The sequence below is a fragment of the Kluyvera huaxiensis genome (assembly GCF_040149365.1).
In the GTDB taxonomy this organism is placed as follows: domain Bacteria; phylum Pseudomonadota; class Gammaproteobacteria; order Enterobacterales; family Enterobacteriaceae; genus Kluyvera; species Kluyvera intermedia_A.
In genome coordinates this window covers 54,446-71,458 of the sequence record NZ_JBEFLV010000013.1, presented here as the reverse complement: position 1 = coordinate 71,458, position 17,013 = coordinate 54,446, and the positions used below count along the sequence as shown (strand labels likewise).

Here is a 17,013-nt window from a genome sequence, read left to right as displayed (position 1 = left end):
TTATTGTGCTTTCGGTAATAAAGACAGCGCGTGATCCAGCACCTTATCGCCCTGCATCGAGCCATATTGCATCATATCGATGGCGGCAACAGGGACACCGTGAGGTGCTGCGGCGGTAGATAAACTCTGCAGCTGAAATTTAACCTGCGGGCCTAATAAAATAACATCGGCCTCTTCGACTATCTGACCAAATTCAGAAACTGGAACGGCGGTAATTTCCACCGCAATATCGCGACTGGCGGCTGACTGTTTCATTCTTTCCACTAACATGCTGGTCGACATGCCTGCTGCGCAGCATAAAAAGATCTTTTTCATCATTTTCCCCTGACGTAATAAGCGTGGTATTCCGCGAGATGCGGCAGAATATATTTTGCGTAGTATGGTAGATAGCGGCAAGAGAGGGGCGACACAAAACCGAGTTATATCGCTGGTACTTTTATCAACAACTCTGAAATAAAATAATAAATACCAACCACAAACAACAACATAGGAATGTTACTTTTAATATCAGTAGTGTTATTTTTATTCGTTTTTATGTCCTGGCTCGCACTCTAAGCAGGTTAACGACACTGATTCGACAAGAGGCCAAACTGGCGACGAAAAGTGGGTGAAAAGTCGCTAACATCAGCAAACCCACTGCGTACGGCAATATCATTGACGGTGTCGTGGGCGAAACGTAGCGGGTAACATGATTGCCGCAGACAAGCACGCGCCAGAAATTCAGCGCGTGCAGCACTTCGAGAAACACAATTTATTGATGTCTTTCAGCCCAAAACTTATCGGCTCTGATTTAGCATCGCCATTAATTCCATCGGCGAACGCCGCTGTTTAAGCAGATCGCGCATCGCTTTCATGTGCGGTGCGCTGTAAGTGAAGAACTGGCGATAGCCGGCACATAGCGCACTCTTGCCTCCAGAGATGCGATGCTTTGGACAGTCTCCGTGGCAAAAACGGAGTACCGGGCACTGGCGGCACTCTGACGTCAGGGCGGCTGATTTTTGCTGACCAAATGCCGCGGCCTCCGGCGTGGCATTCAGCGTCGTAATCGTCCGCTGATGGATATTGCCCAGCCGATATTCCGGGAACACGTAGTGGTCACACTGATATAAATCGCCGTTGGCCTCCAGCGCAAAAGCGTGGCCGCAGGTTTCACCTAAGGCGCACATCTGTGAGGCATAGCCGCTCCAGATGCCCAGCGTGGAGTCAAACAACTGAACGTAGACCCGGCCAATATCTTCGCGCACCCAGACATCGAAGACACCGTTAAGGAACGCGCCCCACGCCTGCGCCGTCACCGACTCCGCGCTCAGGCCCCCGCTCTCATCGCACTCAACCAGCGGGATAAACTGCAAAAATGGCGTCCCCAGGCCGCGAAGATAGCGATACAGATGCTGAGGGTGCTGGCTGTTAAGGCGGTTCACAACCACCAGCAGGTTGAACTCCACCTGATGCGTTACCAGCATGTCGATAGCGTTCATCACCTTGTGATGCGTCGGCTTACCGCTGCGGCTAACGCGGTAGGTATCGTGGAGATCGGCGGGGCCATCCAGCGAAAGTCCCACCAGCCAGCCATTGTCGTGAAAGAAGCGGCACCATGCCTCATTCAACAAGATGCCGTTCGTCTGGAAAGCGTTGTGAATTTGCTTCCCGTCTGCGTACTGCTTTTGCAGCACCAGAACGCGTTGGAAGAAGTCCAGACCACACAGTGTTGGCTCCCCACCTTGCCACGCAAAGGTGACTTCCGGCCCCGGCTGCGCGGCAATATGCTGGCTGATAAAGGCCTCCAGCGTGGCATCGTCCATCATCGGTTGTTGGGGTTTTTCAATGTAGAAACAGTAGCGGCAGTTGAGGTTACAGCGAGAGCTGGCCGGTTTGGCCATCACCTGACATCCCGTCATGCTAAATCCCTGATAAAAATAATAAGTTGGCGTATGTGGGTAATAGCAAACAATATTGCGAGGGATAACACCGCGAGGGAGATCATAAATTTGTCACGAACCGCGCGCGGTTGGACAAAATCATTTTGCGTCACATCCATAACGTTACGATTGCGGGTGTATTGCCAGAGGATGGCAGCAACTATCGCCAGTACCGCCAATGAAATCCAGAACAGCGCCCCGGCCTGATGCCAATTGTGTTTTAACGCCAGCGCCATCAGTGCACCGTAGCCAAGCAGCGTTCGAAGCCACGCCAGCGAGGTGCGTTCCGGCTGCAGCCCTGGGTCAGCCTGACGCCGGGCTTTGCGGCTATCCGGCATAGAACACCAATATCATCACGACCGCCGCGACTAGCGTGAGGATCAGGCTAATCACCAGCAAACTGCGAGTGTAAGGAAGATCCTCTTTCAGGCGCATCGCCTTTTCATTTCGCAGCCAGCGCAGGTATCCGTAAATCGCCAGCCCACCGGCAAAGAGGCACAGCATCAGCGCTAACGCCTCACGGATAACCGGGGTCGCGAAATCTGGTGCCAGCTGATCAAGCCCAACGCCTGCCGCCAGGAAACCGAGCGAGGTACGAATCCAGGCTAAAAAAGTACGTTCGTTGGCCAGCGAAAAGCGGTAGTCCGGCGCTTCACCGAGGCGGGAAATTTTCATGACGATTCCTGTTATCCATAATGGTCAGCGGCTTAACATTATCGTAATTGCCTGTTTTTCGCCGCTGAGTTTTCCAAAAATCATACCGAAGGCGTAAGCATCAGAACTTCTGCTTTTTCTCCTCCACCTTCACGCCCTGCGTCGGCATTCCGGTGTCGTAATCGCGTACAACCGGCGAGTAGCCATCTTCTGGCCGAGGACGGAACGCGCCCATCCAGCGCGGCTTAGCGTTCTTGCGCCACGGCCGCAGGCTCCACTGATAGGAACGAAACGGATCGCGAATGTGGTCCATATAATCCAATAGCGCGTCATGCAGCCCGTCGCGGGTTGGCACATATCTCTCGTCGTTTATCAGATTATGCATCTCGTCGGGGTCGTTGTGGCGGTCGTAAAGCTCATCGCTGGTAAACAGATTCAGCACCAGCTTATAGCCATCAGTGACCCAGGCACGCACCGGAATAAAGCCGCCAAAGCTGTCGTGTTCGATTTCATAGCGGTTAAATTCCACCATCACGCCGCGTTCTGGTGCCATCTGCAGCAGGTTGCCGCCGGGTAAAATATCCGGTTTATCGATCCCCGCCAGCGCCATCATCGTCGGCAGTAAATCGATATGACTCACCGGCGTATCCACCTGCCTAGGCGAGCCCTGAGGCCCCCGCATAATCAGCGGAATGCGGGTGATATCGTCATACATGGCCGCCCCTTTGCTGATAAGCCGATGTGCCCCCATCATCTCACCGTGATCGGAGGTGTAGATAACCCAGGTATTTTCGCGCTGCTCGGGGGTAAGCGCATTCACCACCCGACCAATCTGGTCATCGACAAAGTCGTTGCAGGCAAAATACATCGGATGATGGTAGCGCCCATCTTCCCCCACCGGCGACGGCATGGCCTGCGCCCATAGCCGATGATGTTCGGGTTTATTCGCAAGCGTATCCTGTGCTTTTTCGCCCAGCGGATAGTAAAAGTCCTGATACTTCTCCAGGTACTCCACCGGACAGGTAAAGGGATGGTGCGGTTCGTCATAAGAAATCACCATCAGGAATGGCTCATCGCGCTGCGGCGCTTTAGCCAGATAATCAACGGCCCGATTGCTGATGCGATGCGCCCAGGTAAAGGTTTCATCAATGCCGTGCTGCTGTAGGTCTTCGATGCAATTCAAACCATTGCGCCACAGGCCAATCTGCTCCTCACTCAGCTCGCTTAAATAATTCGCGCCGTCGTACCAGTAATCCGCATCCCACTCGGCAGGACATTCACCGGTACCGAAATAGTCATGACCATCCAGATGCCACTTGCCAATAAAACAGGTGCGATAGCCGGCATCCTTAAAATAACGCCCCATCGTGGAAATATTTTTTCCCGGCGCGACGTTATTAGTCCACGGACCGGACTGGTTGGCATAAATACCGGTAAACAGCCCCGCGCGTGCGGGTGTACACACCGGCGAGCAGGTATAAGCGGAATTAAAGCGGATACCTTCGGCAGCCAGCGCATCAATATTTTGCGTATTCAGCGGTTTACCGCTGTAGCAGCCCACCATATTGGTAGCCTGGGTATCGGTCATAATGAACAGGAAATTCGGACGACTCATGATTTTTCCTTAGCGTCAGCAGAACAAGGTACCGGCGCGGAATGACGCTCCCGCCAGCCGCTGTAAATCAGATAAATAACCACGGCGGCGGTAACACCGTAGCTGAGGAACATCAGCCAGCGCGTTTGATAGCCACCAAACTGCGCCAACGCCGAATAAACGCCAATCATCGCAAACAGGATGCCAACAGAAGCAATCTTCACGTTTTTGTAGGGGGTCATGTCGACGGCAAAAGCATCCTGGAATTTAAACGGCGTGGCGCGCGGTTTGATGATGCCAATAATCAGCATCACCATCACGTTGATGCAGAAAGTACAGGCCAGCACGTAGAGGAAATGAAAATCGAACTTCACCAGATAGTTAATGGTGATGTAGCTGACAATGCCGAGCCCCATCGCCACTTTGGCTGCAATGGCCGGAATACGAGGGAAGAAAAAACCCATGATGATAATGGTGACCAGCGGGACGTTATAAATACCGTTGAGCTGCTTCATCCAGCTATATAAACCTTGAGGCGCATTGGCTATCCACGGTGCCACCAGCACTGAAATTACCGCAATAAACAGACCGAACTTACGGCCCACACGCACCAGCTGCGACGGTTCGGCATTTTCGTTTATCAGGCGGCGATAAATCCCCATGCTAAACAGAGTACTGGCGCTGTTAAGAAAACCATTGAACGTACTGATCACCGCACCGAAAAGTATCGCGCCAAAAAAGCCGACCAGCGGAAGCGGCATCACTTTATTGACCAGCGTAGGGTACGCCATGTCGGCACTGGGTAAATCCTGATACAGATGGAACGCAATCAGCCCCGGTAGTACCAGAATCAGCGGGTCGAGCATCTTCAGCACCGCCGTCAACAGCGCGCCTTTCTGCCCTTCCGCCAGGCTTTTCGAAGCCAGCGTGCGCTGGACAATGCCCTGGTTCGTACACCAGTAGAAGGTATTCACCAGAATCAGGCCGGTAAACGCCGCACCAATAGGAAGCGGGTCGCTGCTACCGCCAATAGAGTTGAGCTTGTCCGCATGCACGGTCGTTAATTGCTTAATACCTTGCAGAAAGCTGCCGTCTCCCATCGCCATCAGGCCAAATACCGGTACCATCAGCCCGCCGATTACCAGCCCAATACCGTTGATGGAATCCGCAACCGCCATCGCCCGCAGGCCACCAATCACCGCATACATAATTCCGGCGATACCTAACAAAATCACCAATAGCCAAACAGCCGCGCCCTGGGTAATCCCGAGCGATTCGCCAACATGAAACAGGCTGTTCAGCGCCAACGCACCGGAGTAGAGAACGATAGGTAAAAAGCAGATCCCAGTGGCGATAAGAAAACAGAAGTCGATGATAATACGGGTCGTTTTATCGTAACGTTCTTCAAGAAAATCGGGGATAGTGGCAATTCCACGCTTCAGATAGCGCGGCAGGAAGATTAGCGCCAGGAAAATCAGCGTGATGGCGGAGGTGACTTCCCAGCCCATCACCGACATGCCGCTTTTATAGGCCTGCCCGGATAACCCCACCAACTGTTCGGTTGAGAGGTTGGTTAACATCAGCGAAGCGGCAATGATCGGCGCTTTCAGCGAGCGGCCCGCGAGAAAATAACCTTGCTGCGATCCCGTATCCACTTTACGCACTTTCCACCAGGTGATTACCGCCACCAGCAGCGTAAAGCCAACAAAACTCACTATTTGTATCATATTCATCTTGTAGCCCTTTTCATTATATCCCGATGCCACGCAGGTCAGAGGAATAGCGTTTATTTCGGGTTAAGGCGATGAGATTCATAAAATAAGAAGCAATGTATCCCTGAGCGATTCTTTTTTTGCTAAATTCCACATCTCAGGTTGCTGGCATCATTTGCCGAAGGGAAATTAAAATGAATGGAAAAACGCACATTTCGCATGTAAAAAACGAAACCACGTATAATATTCCGTTAGTTCTGGAAGAAAATGTGATCTCAAGCGGAATTTCCCTGATCTCGCTTTGGCATACCCTGGCCGATGAGAGCTACCGTGTAAGCTGGCCTCGCGATAAGAAAAAACCGCTTATCGCTAACTCATGGGTTGCAATATACACCTTACAAGGGTGCGGAAAAATATATCTCAAAGACAATTCAGAAATCACCCTCAACGGAAACTGTATTATATTTATTAAACCAATCGAAATAAAATCCTATCATTGCGTTGGTTTGATCTGGGAGCAATACTGGATGGAGTTTGTTCCGACCACCTTAATGCCAATCCCTATATTACAGCCGGGTGTTATCTACAATGGCGATATATATAATAAAGAAATGAGTGAAGTCGCAACGCTTATCACCAGTCACGATCCTTTGAAAAATAATCTGGCGGTTGCCTACTTAACAAAGATTATTTATCAATGGATTTGCCTTATTGCTGAAAGTGACAATAAAGACCGGCAACTGATTAAGCTGGAGCAGCTTATCGCAACCTTGCACGCCAACCCACAGCAACGCTGGAGCGTCGCCGATATGGCAAAAATGATGCAGTGCAGTGAACCCTGGCTGCGGCGATTGTTTTTACGTTATACCGGGAAAACGCCTAAAGAGTATTACCTGGATGCCCAGCTCAATTTAGCGCAATCATTATTAAAACAGGAGGGAAACTCAGTGAGTCAGGTGGCAGGAATGCTTAATTTTTTTGACTCTTTCCACTTCAGCAAAGCGTTTAAGCGTAAGTTTGGCTATGCCCCTTCCGCGGTGTTGAAAATAGGCGACCGGCACCCAGTGGATGCCGGTCAGAAAAGTTAGTGCAGTTCAGGCCAGTAATCCTTATTGGCCTCAATCAGGTCATCCAGAATCGCTTTCGCGACCGACGCGCTCGGTACGGTTTTCGACAACGCAATGGCCTGCCACAGCTTGTGGTAAGAGCGATGTTCCCACGCATCCACCACCAGTTTTTCAACCGCCACCTGCTGGCCCATCATCCCTTTCTGGAAGTTTGGAATATCGCCTACCGTCAGCGGTTCCGGCCCGTTATGGCCCACCAGACATGGGATCTCTACCATCGCATCGGCGTCAAAGTTATGGATAGCACCGTTGTTCGGCACAATCAGCAGCATGCGTTCCTGAGTGTTGAAGGCAATCGCCGCTGCCAGATCGACGATATAGGAAGCATGCTCATCGATTTCCAGATCGCCCGCTGAGGATTTACCCGCCGCGATAATCGCCCGACAGGCGCTGAAGACATTCTTCTCACGGTGATCCATCACTTCGTTGGCACGCGTACGCTCTGGGTTGGAGTGTGCGACCACGTAGTCCGGGAACAGATAATATTTCAGGTAGGTGTTCGGCATAGTATCCGGATCCAGCGCCTGTACATCTTTTGCCTTGGCAAAAGTATCGTTCCAGCTAGCTTCCGTATGCGGGTCGTTAGATGGCGGTACATAACCATATTTAGCGACATGTTCGCGTAACTTCGGCATCAAATCATTCCCCTGGAGATCCTCAATAGAAGTCCACCAGCCAAAGTGATTCAGCCCGTAGTAGCGCACGCGCATCTGTTTGCGGTCCTGTAGACCCACAATTTGCGCCATACGCCCTTCAATGCCGATGGGCATATCGCAGATGTTGAGAATTTTGGCGTTCGGGCGCAGACGGTGGGTCGCTTCCGCCACGATTGCCGCCGGGTTGGAGTAGTTCAGCATCCAGGCGTTCGGCGAATATTTTTCCATGTAATCCACCAGTTCCAGTACACCGCCAATCGAACGCATGCCGTAGGCAATCCCGCCCGGCCCGCAGGTCTCCTGGCCCAATACGCCGTGGCGCAGCGGAATTTTTTCATCTTTTTCGCGCATCGGGTATTTGCCGACACGGATATGCGCCATCACGAAATCCACATCGGTGAACGCCGTCTGCGGGTCCGTGGTGTAGCTAAACTCAATCTCTGGCGCCTGCTCTTTCATGATGATTTTGCACGCTTCGGCGATGGTCTCCTGACGCGCGCCGTCGTTGTCGTAAAATTTCAGCGACCGCAGTGGGAACCGGTCCTGGTTTGCCAGCAGCATTAAAACGATACCTGGGGTAAATGTGCTGCCGCCGCCTGCGATAACAACTGAGAATTTTTTCATGATACTGCCTCCGTCATGGTGGTTTGTTCGGTCGGTAGAGAATGTTTCATTAAGCTTTCCAACTGGTCGCGAACCTGCGGAACGTGCAGCCCAACAATGACCTGTATGCCATTGCCGCGTCGCACGACGCCGTGTGCGCCCAGTGCTTTAAAGACGTCGTCACTTTCGGTCTTCGCCATATCAACCAGCGCGATACGCAGCCTGGTGGCGCAGTTGTTGATGCTCTCAATGTTGGCGGCCCCGCCCAGCGCCTGAAGAATGCCTGCGGCCTGGCTCGGTTTCGCGCCAGCAGCGCCTTCACCGGTGGTTTTGCCACGTGAAGCCTGATAATCCGCTTTGCTGTAGAGTTTGATTTCGCTGTCTTCGCGGCCCGGCGTTTTCAGGTTGAATCGAAGGATAAGCGCGCGGAAGACCACGAAGTAGAGCGCGGTGAAGCACACCCCGATGCCTATCTGGATGAACATCATTGAGGCGTGGTTATGGAACATCGGTATCCAGTTTTGCGGCAGGAACTGATCCAACAGGCCGCCGCCAAAATTCCCCACCACGCCGCACATGTACATCACAGTGGCCATCGTCGCTGCCAGCACCGCATGGATGGCAAACAGCAGTGGGGAGATGAACAGGAAGGTGAATTCCAGCGGTTCGGTGATCCCGACTAACATCGCCGTCAGCGTGGCGGGAATGAGCAGGCCAGCCACTTTGACCCGGTTTTCCGGTGCCGCAGTAAAGTACAGCGCTAAGGCAATGCCCACGGAGCCAAACACTTTAGAGTTACCGTGCAGGGCGAATCCGCCTTCCGGGAACAGTGTTTTCAACGGCTCGGTGCTTTGGCTGAATGCCTGCAAATGCTCCGCCCAGTAAACCTGAATTCCGCCTTCAACCGCCGCCGGGCCAAAGATGAACGGGCCGTAGACAAAGTGGTGTAGACCGGTTGGGATCAAAATGCGTTCAAGGAAGGTGTAAACCCAGACGCCCAGCGCCCCGGCACTGCGTAAGAATGTTTGAAGAGACTCAATGCCCAGTTGTACTTTCGGCCAACCGAGGAGCGTAAGCCAGGCACAGGGGATCATGGCCAGGAACGCCACAATCACGACGAAAGAAGAACCCTGGAATATCCCAAGAAATACCGGGAGCGGTTTGTCGAAATAGCGGTTATGCAGGGCCGTCACCAGACCAGAAATCACGATCGCACCGATGATGCTGGTATCGAGCGTCTTAATTCCGGCAATCATCGTCAGGCCACTGCCTGTTGTTGGATCGGCAGAGAAGTCGACGCCAAAGAAGTGGCCCCAGGTCATCCCCATCGCATTAATAAAGTAGTTCCAGGTGAGGAAGCTGACCAGAGCGGCCAGACAGGCTCTGCCCTGTGCTTGTTTTGCCAGGCCAATCGGCAGGCCGACGGCAAAAATCAGCGGCATATTACGGAATACCGTCCAGCCGCCCTCTTCAATAATGTGAACAATCTGAGCGAATAAACTATCGGAAGCGGTGAGCGCTTCACCAACGAACAGCGGGTTGCGCAGCATGATTGCGATACCCACCACGATCCCAGCAAATGGAAACAGTAAAACTGGGGTAAACATTGCGCCGCCAAAGCGTTGTATTTGACTGAGCATTTGAGAATCCTCATTTAACAACTCGTAGGGTGAGTGGCCTTATTTATCTTTATCTCCGGCCTGATACGAGAATAGGAATTTGCCCGCCCAACAACATGTTATAGCGTTGCGATTCGTGATCGCATTCATGGTTTTAATTAGTGCAATGTTGTCTACTTTTTAGATAAAAAATAGACATGTTTAAAATCACTTTTTTTTCACTCTCAAGAAAGACTCTGTATTCAGCTGTAATAAGTTAGTTTTTAATAAGAAACACCGGTTCAATAATTTCCCTTCTTAAGCGATAAGAGGTCTAGTTGTGATCTACAAATCAATTGCCGATAGATTGCGTTTGCTGCTGAATTCATCCGATTTCAATATCGGCAGCCCGTTACCCGGTGAGAAAACGCTGGCACAAGAGTTTGGGGTGGCGCGCATGACCATCCGTAAAGCCATCGATCTGCTGATTGAATGGGGGCTGGTGGTCAGAAAGCACGGCAGCGGCACCTACGTGGCGCACAAAGATATTCATCACGAAACCACTAACCTGACCGGGTTGGCGGAAGTGCTGCGCCAACAAGGTAAAGAGGTGGTCAGCAAGGTGCTGGTGTTTGAAATGATGCCCGCCCCACCCGCTATCGCCAGCCAGCTCAGAATTCAGATTAACGAGCGGATCTACTTCTCGCGCCGGGTACGCTATGTGGACGGCAAGCCGCTGATGCTGGAAGACAGCTATATGCCGGTCAAACTGTTTCGCACGCTGTCGCTGGTGCATCTGGAGGGGTCTAAATTTGATTATATTGAGAAAGAGTGCGGCATCACCATCAGCGGCAACTATGAAAGCCTGACGCCGGTGCTGGCGGACAAACAGCTGGCGCTGTCGATGAATCTACCGGAGCAAACGCCGCTGCTGCGTATCACCTCCCTTTCCTACAGCGACAGCGGCGAGTTTCTTAACTATTCCGTGATGTTCCGTAACGCCAGCGAATACCAGGTGGATTACCACCTGCGCCGGGTCAAAGAGCGCTAACTCATTCCCCAGAACAACACAGCTAAAAGCTGCGGGGTGATGATGCGCAAAAACATCACCAGCGGATAAACCGTGGCGTACGAGAGCGCGGCCGCGCCGCTAGTCGCATGCAGGTTGTTAGCGAAGGCCAGCGCCGGTGGGTCAGTCATCGAGCCTGCCAGCATGCCGCACAACGTCAGGTAATTCATCTTCGTGAAGATGCGGGCCAAAATGCCCACCGTCAGCAGCGGAATAGCGGTAATAACAATCCCGTAACCAATCCAGCTTAGCCCTTCGCCGTGCAGCAGCGTTTCAACGAAATCACCGCCAGATTTCAGCCCCACCACCGACAAGAACAGTACAATCCCCAGCTCGCGCAGCGCCAGGTTGGCGCTCGGCGGCATGAACCAATAGAGCTTACCAATGCTGCCAATACGCCCCAGAATCAGCGCCATAATCAGCGGCCCACCGGCCAGCCCCAGCTTCAATGCTACCGGGAAGCCAGGAATAAACAGCGGGATAGAGCCCAACAGCACGCCCAGGCCAATACCGATAAACACCGGTAGCATCTGCACCTGCTGGAGTTTCTGCTGCGCGTTCCCAAGGTCAGACGCCACCGCTTCAATCGCCGCTGGACGGCCTACCAGATTCAGGATATCGCCAAACTGCAGGCTGGCATTGCTGCTGGCGACCAGTTCAACCCCGGCGCGGTTTAAGCGGGAGATCACCACGTCATAGCGCTGCTTATAGTGCAGATCGCGGATTTTTTTGCCTAAAACCTTCTCGTTGGTAACGACCACCCTTTCGACTTTCATGTCGGTTCCACGCGTCGACAGCGAGGTTTCCACCTCTTTGCCAATCACCAGCTGCGCATTGTGCAGATCCGCAGCTTCTCCGACCAGGTGCAGCAGGTCGCCGGTTTCAATAATGGTGGTGGGCGACGGCACCATCAGGGTTTCACCCCGTTTCAGGCGTGAGCAGATAATTTTATCGCTGTTAATCACCGGCACGTCCTGAATCGCCATGCGGTTCAGGTTGGGGTTTTCAACGCGGATATTGATGGTTTTAAGATGCGAATGCCCTGAGCCAGCCTGCTCATCGAACTGCTGAGCCTCTTTTTCGACATTGATACGAAAGAACAGGCGTACCAGCCACATGGTCAGCAAAATACCGCAGATACCAAATGGATAGGCCATGGCATAGCTCATACCCATTTGGTCGACCACGTTGAACGGCTCACCGAGATCGCGCAGGATTTGCTGACCAGCCCCCAGGGCGGGCGTATTGGTGACTGCACCGGAGAAAATACCCAGCACCACCGGAAGCGGGATAGCGAAGATTTTATGCAGCAGCGTCGTGACCAGACCGCCAAGAATAACAATCAGAATGGCAAACAGATTTAGCCGCAGGCCAGAGACCCGCAGCGAGGCAAAGAACCCCGGCCCCACCTGGATGCCGATGGTATAGACGAACAGAATCAGGCCAAATTCCTGAATAAAGTGCAGCATCGGTCCACTCAGGGTGATACCAGCCTGATCGACAAAGTGGCCAACGATAATTCCGCCAAACAGCACGCCACCGATGCCAAAGCCAATACCGCGGATTTTGATGTTACCAATCCACAGCCCTACGACTGCAACCAGCGCCAGAACGCTAACCGTCAATGCTATATCACTCATCGTCTTATCCCTGTGAATAACATTATTAACATCAGGGATTATGACCGAAGGATTGGGGGATTGTATGCAGTGCGGCGCACAATAATCGGTAACGGAGGATAGCGAAGATCGGATACAAAAAAGCCCCGAAAACTCGGGGCTTGGTCTGCACGCTATTGTTAGCTATTCAACGCCGGGCGTTCGCTAATGGCGATACGCTGCGGCGCGATGGCTTCCGGCACATTGCGGGTTAAATCGATATGCAGCAGACCATTGGTGTAGGTCGCGCCGGTGACTTCCATATTTTCAGCCAGGGTAAAGCTCAGGCTAAAGGCCTGTGTGATCAGCCCCTGATGGAGCCATTGGGTCTCTTTTTCCTGCGGCTGCGGCGTACCTTTGACGGTCAGGCGCGTACCTTCAAGCTGAATATCCAGATCTTCCTGACGGAACCCAGCTAACGCGAGGGTAATGCGATAGTGGTTATCGTCACTTTTTTCGATGTTATACGGTGGGAAAGTCTGGCTTTCAGTGGTGCTTTGCAGCGCGTTCGCCAGTTTGTCAAAACCGATCCATTGACGCAGCAGTGGGGATAAATCGTAGTTACGCATTGTGTTTCTCCTTCTAAGAAGCGAGTAAGTACCTTTCGGCTCCCTGACGGCAAGCCTACTGATGATTAACCAGGGCCGCGCGAGCGGCCCGGCAGAATTAGTTAATTTCGATACGGCGCGGTTTGTTCGCTTCTGGAATCACGCGTTCCAGTTCGATATACAGCAGACCGTTGACCAGGTTAGCGCCACGCACGTGGATGTTTTCCGCTAACTGGAATTTGCGTTCAAAGTTGCGCTCGGCAATACCTTGATAGAGATAGGTGCGTTCTTTCTGATCCGCTTCATGAGCGCCTTTCACCACCAGCACGTTATCCTGCGCGGTAATTTCCAGTTCGCTTTCCGCAAAACCGGCCACGGCAATCGCAATGCGATAGTGGTTTTCATCGACCAGCTCGACGTTGTACGGAGGGTAGCCACCGTTACTTTGTGTTTGATTGTTTTCTAACAGGTTGAACAGGCGGTCAAAACCAATGGCAGAACGGTACAGCGGAGATAAGTCAAAGTTACGCATAATCAAATAGCTCCTGAAAATCAGCGAGAAATTAAAAACCTTCCATCATGGACAGGTCGGTGAAGCCCGAACACCCCGCAGGCATGTTCTCTTCGGCTACACCTATAAAATGAGGGGTAAGGAATCTTTTTCAAGACCTCTTGTCTGACTTTTTTTGCACTTTCTCTAAGAAGGCTTACACTGGTCAGAGCACAAAAGGCCAAAGTGCGACAGCCGCCACAGAGCGGCGAGCCGGGACTTTCTATTTTGGCAACGGGTGGCTATAACCCGGGGGACGGGCTTTTTTATGCTCATTACAATGAAGAGCTCATGATGAAAAATGTTCTGATTAAAACGGCGCTGGTTGGGGGGATCTTCTTATCAGGAGGGTGTTCCAGCGTTATGTCGCATACGGGCGGCAAAGAGGGGACTTATCCGGGTACGCGAGCCAGCGCAGAGATGCTGAGCGATACGGATAACGGCTGGGCCACCAAATCACTGGTCGCCCTCGATATACCATTTACCGCCGTAATGGATACGGTACTGCTACCGTGGGATTTATTCCGTAAAGATAACTCAGTCCGCTCACGCGTCGAAAAGAGCGAGCAGGAGACGCTGGCGACCAACTCGGTCATTCCACCTGCGCCAATGCCAGCGCCCTGAGTTAACGCCCAGTTTCGGTCGTCCATAGCTGGCGGAAGCCAGCTACCTCTTCCATCCAGGCAATCTCATGCCCATCAGGTGAGAAGACCACTGCATCCGCCGACGGCGGATTTGCGTGATCGGTCGTTAAAAAAGTCACCGCTCCACTTTGCGCATTGCAGATCGCGATGCGACCATCCAGCATAAACCCGAGCCAGTTTCCTGATGGATGCCAGTTAAACGCCGACTGAATATCAGACGCATTATGGGTGAGTTGCTGCGGTTCCCCACCCTGCGGCGACACTAGCCATAGCTGCACGACGCCGCTGTCATCACGCATCAGCACGGCAATTTGCGTCCCCTGCGGATTGCTCCGCACCCAGTGGCGTGGCACATTCACCAACCCCGGATACGCCCGTTGATGGCTGAAGGTCAGGCGCCGCTGGCGCACGTTTGCAGGCGGTGCAGGCAGCGTGGTTTCCGTTCCCGCAAGCGGCGCATTGCCCGGCTGCTTCCAGCCCGCTTCGTCTAGCGGCAGGTCGACAATAAACAGCTCCGGCACTTTTTCCCCGTTAACCGAAAGCGTGTCGCCGATAAAGGCCAACCGGTCGTTGCCCACCCAGCCTTCTTCATAGGCGCGATTTATCTCATCGCTGCCCGGACGCGGCGACGCCGTGGTCTGACTGACCAGTACGCTCCAATGGCTACCCAAATACTCGCGAGGATGGTGACCTGCTGGCACGACGGGGCCGAATGGGGTCGCAACGCCAACGTTACGCAAATCCAGCGCCGGATCGTATTCATGAAGGACATGGTCGTTATAGGTAAAACTTACGTATTCGCCGTTTGGGCTATAAACGTGGACGTGACTGCCGCCGCGCAACGCGCCTGGAGTAAACGGCGGCGTGATATCCATGGCATCCAGATTATGGATTTTGCCCTGATAGCTCACCACCCCGCGACGGTGGTGGAAATCGTACTGCCAGTCCTTATCCGGGTTCTCCGGGCCGTGGATAAACACATACCGATCGGCGGACGGATGCACCGTCACCACGCCGACGTGCGCTCCCAGGCTCGCCCGATAAATCACCTCAACTTGTCCACTTTTCACGTTCACTCGTTCAATGGTTTCACCGGTAAACGATGCGCCTGAAGGGCGCACATCATAGACCAGCCACTGGCTGTCTGCCGTCCATGTGCGGGTGTTGGTGAGCTGGTGATTACGCGGTGCGAAAGTGATTTGTTTCATGGCGGAGTCCCGGTCAAAAGATACCGCATACTTTTACCACGTGAAGGGAGGAAGCCATAAGGCTTTCAGTGGAATACCCGGCCTCAGCCGGGCAACTTAAAAATCAGTTCAGGACAAACTTCTCGATAGCGTAAGCCACGCCATCTTCAAGGTTCGATTTAGTGACAAAATTAGCCACTTCTTTGACCGAAGGAATCGCGTTATCCATCGCCACACCAACGCCAGCGAACTCAATCATCGCCATGTCGTTTTCCTGATCGCCAATGGCCATGATCTCTTCTTGCTTGATGCCCAGCACATCGGCCAGCGATTTCACGCCGGTGCCTTTGTTCACGCGTTTATCGAGAATTTCGAGGAAGTACGGCGAGCTTTTCAGCACGGTGTACTTCTCTTTCACTTCTGCCGGGATACGGGCAATCGCTTTGTCGAGGATAGCCGGTTCATCAATCATCATCACTTTCAGGAATTCGATCGCCGGGTCCATTTTTTCGGCTTCACAGAAGACCAGTGGGATAGTCGCGACAAAGGATTCATGTACCGTGTAGTAGCTGATATCACGGTTAGCGGTGTACAGGGTGTTGCGATCCAGTGCGTGGAAGTGAGAGCCAACTTCACGGGACAGTTTTTCCAGGAAGCGATAGTCGTCGTAGTTCAGTGCGGTTTGTGCCACCGTACTACCGTCACCGGCTTTCTGTACCAGCGCGCCGTTGTAGGTAATGCAGTAATCTCCCGGCCTGTTCATGCCCAGCTCTTTTAAGTAGCTGTGCACGCCAGCGTACGGACGCCCGGTGGTCAAGACCACGTTAACTCCCTTCGCGCGCGCAGCTTCCAGCGCACTTTTTACCGCAGGAGAAATAGTGTGGTCCGGCAACAGCAATGTTCCGTCCATGTCGATTGCGATCAGTTTAATAGCCATGAGATCCCCAGGTTAAATGAGTCTGCCCTCATGCTAACCCGGTTGAGCTCAAAAAACAGCAGATATAGCGGTTTAAAACGGGGATACAACGCATAATGCGCGCTCCCCTTTTATGTCTCAGCTAGCCAAAAAGCTTACCGCCCTTGAGCAGATTCATGCCGGCTGACAGAAGGTCATTGTGCGCCTGCGGATCAACTTCACCCTGCGGCGAGAGCGCATCAATAATCTTCGGCAAATAGTCTGCCAGCATCGCAGAGGCAGAACCGGTATCAACGCCAAGTTTTTGACCAAGATCTGACACGGCAGAGGTTCCCAGTGCGGATTCAACCTGATCGCCGCTAATCGGCTGGTTACTCTGCTGATTGCTAATCCACGATGATGCGATATCGCCCAGCCCACCGTTTTGTAGTTTTTCCAGCAGCGCCTGAACACCGCCCTGCTCGTTTACCCAAGTCAGGATTGCCTGATATTTCCCGGAATCCCCTTGTAGTAACGACCCAACCACCTCATCAAAAAGTCCCATGCTCCACCTCAAATTGCGGTTAATAGAAGACGTA

17 protein-coding genes and 1 other annotated feature are annotated in these 17,013 nt (G+C 52.8%); of the genes, 3 read left to right on the top strand and 14 right to left on the bottom strand.

What is annotated here, in order from left to right; all coding sequences use genetic code 11:
- From ABOC97_RS14615 to ABOC97_RS14590, 6 genes are all read right to left on the bottom strand, one after another.
- The gene (locus ABOC97_RS14615) at nucleotides 1-315 is read right to left on the bottom strand and encodes a PTS sugar transporter subunit IIB (RefSeq protein WP_234505532.1); all 315 of its coding nucleotides are present in this window, start codon (nucleotides 313-315) and stop codon (nucleotides 1-3) included.
- A 461-nt stretch (nucleotides 316-776) separates the two neighbouring features.
- Nucleotides 777-1,898 carry an anaerobic sulfatase maturase gene (locus tag ABOC97_RS14610; protein ID WP_349598920.1) on the bottom strand — a complete coding sequence of 374 codons (1,122 nt, stop codon included), beginning with the start codon at nucleotides 1,896-1,898 and terminating at the stop codon, nucleotides 777-779.
- Nucleotides 1,895-2,257, bottom strand: coding sequence for a DUF202 domain-containing protein (locus tag ABOC97_RS14605; protein WP_349598917.1), 363 nt, complete (start codon nucleotides 2,255-2,257; stop codon nucleotides 1,895-1,897). Before ABOC97_RS14605 ends, ABOC97_RS14610 begins: the two co-directional genes overlap by 4 nt.
- A complete protein-coding gene (locus ABOC97_RS14600; RefSeq protein WP_061280453.1) occupies nucleotides 2,247-2,594 on the bottom strand; it encodes a YidH family protein in 348 nt (115 codons plus the stop codon). Before ABOC97_RS14600 ends, ABOC97_RS14605 begins: the two co-directional genes overlap by 11 nt.
- A gap of 100 nt (nucleotides 2,595-2,694) precedes the next feature.
- The gene (locus tag ABOC97_RS14595; protein WP_349598913.1) at nucleotides 2,695-4,188 is read right to left on the bottom strand and encodes a sulfatase-like hydrolase/transferase; all 1,494 of its coding nucleotides are present in this window, start codon (nucleotides 4,186-4,188) and stop codon (nucleotides 2,695-2,697) included.
- The gene (locus ABOC97_RS14590; protein WP_349598910.1) at nucleotides 4,185-5,900 is read right to left on the bottom strand and encodes a solute:sodium symporter family transporter; all 1,716 of its coding nucleotides are present in this window, start codon (nucleotides 5,898-5,900) and stop codon (nucleotides 4,185-4,187) included. Before ABOC97_RS14590 ends, ABOC97_RS14595 begins: the two co-directional genes overlap by 4 nt.
- A 173-nt stretch (nucleotides 5,901-6,073) precedes the next feature.
- Here ABOC97_RS14590 and ABOC97_RS14585 point away from each other — a divergent pair, with 173 nt between their 5' ends.
- The gene (locus ABOC97_RS14585) at nucleotides 6,074-6,967 is read left to right on the top strand and encodes a helix-turn-helix transcriptional regulator (RefSeq protein WP_349598907.1); all 894 of its coding nucleotides are present in this window, start codon (nucleotides 6,074-6,076) and stop codon (nucleotides 6,965-6,967) included.
- Here ABOC97_RS14585 and ABOC97_RS14580 read toward each other — a convergent pair.
- Both ABOC97_RS14580 and ABOC97_RS14575 read right to left on the bottom strand, forming a co-directional pair.
- The gene (locus ABOC97_RS14580) at nucleotides 6,964-8,286 is read right to left on the bottom strand and encodes a 6-phospho-alpha-glucosidase (protein ID WP_349598904.1); all 1,323 of its coding nucleotides are present in this window, start codon (nucleotides 8,284-8,286) and stop codon (nucleotides 6,964-6,966) included. The two genes, ABOC97_RS14585 and ABOC97_RS14580, sit on opposite strands and share 4 nt — an antisense overlap.
- Nucleotides 8,283-9,905 (bottom strand): alpha-glucoside-specific PTS transporter subunit IIBC, encoded by a 1,623-nt coding sequence (locus ABOC97_RS14575; RefSeq protein WP_349598901.1) that lies wholly within the window; start codon nucleotides 9,903-9,905, stop codon nucleotides 8,283-8,285. Before ABOC97_RS14575 ends, ABOC97_RS14580 begins: the two co-directional genes overlap by 4 nt.
- A 298-nt stretch (nucleotides 9,906-10,203) precedes the next feature.
- Between ABOC97_RS14575 and ABOC97_RS14570 the strand changes: the two genes are divergently transcribed.
- Nucleotides 10,204-10,914, top strand: a complete 711-nt coding sequence (locus ABOC97_RS14570; RefSeq protein WP_349598898.1) for a GntR family transcriptional regulator — start codon at nucleotides 10,204-10,206, stop codon at nucleotides 10,912-10,914.
- Here the strand turns inward: ABOC97_RS14570 and ABOC97_RS14565 are convergent.
- From ABOC97_RS14565 to ibpA, 3 genes are all read right to left on the bottom strand, one after another.
- Nucleotides 10,911-12,572 carry a putative transporter gene (locus tag ABOC97_RS14565; protein WP_349598895.1) on the bottom strand — a complete coding sequence of 554 codons (1,662 nt, stop codon included), beginning with the start codon at nucleotides 12,570-12,572 and terminating at the stop codon, nucleotides 10,911-10,913. The genes ABOC97_RS14570 and ABOC97_RS14565 overlap by 4 nt on opposite strands.
- 158 nt (nucleotides 12,573-12,730) lie before the next feature.
- The gene (gene ibpB / locus ABOC97_RS14560; RefSeq protein ID WP_349598892.1) at nucleotides 12,731-13,159 is read right to left on the bottom strand and encodes a small heat shock chaperone IbpB; all 429 of its coding nucleotides are present in this window, start codon (nucleotides 13,157-13,159) and stop codon (nucleotides 12,731-12,733) included.
- Nucleotides 13,160-13,256: 97 nt separating this feature from the next.
- A complete protein-coding gene (gene ibpA / locus ABOC97_RS14555) occupies nucleotides 13,257-13,670 on the bottom strand; it encodes a small heat shock chaperone IbpA (protein ID WP_052284599.1) in 414 nt (137 codons plus the stop codon).
- Nucleotides 13,664-13,740, bottom strand: a sequence feature (ROSE (Repression Of Heat Shock gene Expression) occurs in the 5'-region of heat shock genes and acts as an RNA thermometer to modulate expression.). It overlaps the preceding gene by 7 nt.
- A gap of 242 nt (nucleotides 13,741-13,982) precedes the next feature.
- On the opposite strand from ibpA, the gene ABOC97_RS14550 reads away from it, so the two are divergent.
- On the top strand, nucleotides 13,983-14,312 hold the full coding sequence (locus ABOC97_RS14550; RefSeq protein WP_349599095.1) for a YceK/YidQ family lipoprotein: 330 nt from the start codon (nucleotides 13,983-13,985) through the stop codon (nucleotides 14,310-14,312).
- A gap of 1 nt (nucleotide 14,313) precedes the next feature.
- Here ABOC97_RS14550 and ABOC97_RS14545 read toward each other — a convergent pair whose 3' ends face one another.
- The 3 genes from ABOC97_RS14545 to ABOC97_RS14535 form a co-directional block, all read right to left on the bottom strand.
- On the bottom strand, nucleotides 14,314-15,540 hold the full coding sequence (locus ABOC97_RS14545) for a DUF3748 domain-containing protein (protein ID WP_349598888.1): 1,227 nt from the start codon (nucleotides 15,538-15,540) through the stop codon (nucleotides 14,314-14,316).
- 103 nt (nucleotides 15,541-15,643) lie between these two features.
- Entirely contained in the window at nucleotides 15,644-16,456 is an 813-nt protein-coding gene (yidA, locus tag ABOC97_RS14540) for a sugar-phosphatase (protein WP_349598885.1), read from the bottom strand.
- Between the two features lie 121 nt (nucleotides 16,457-16,577).
- A complete protein-coding gene (locus tag ABOC97_RS14535) occupies nucleotides 16,578-16,979 on the bottom strand; it encodes a YidB family protein (RefSeq protein ID WP_349598882.1) in 402 nt (133 codons plus the stop codon).
- Nucleotides 16,980-17,013 lie beyond the last annotated feature (34 nt).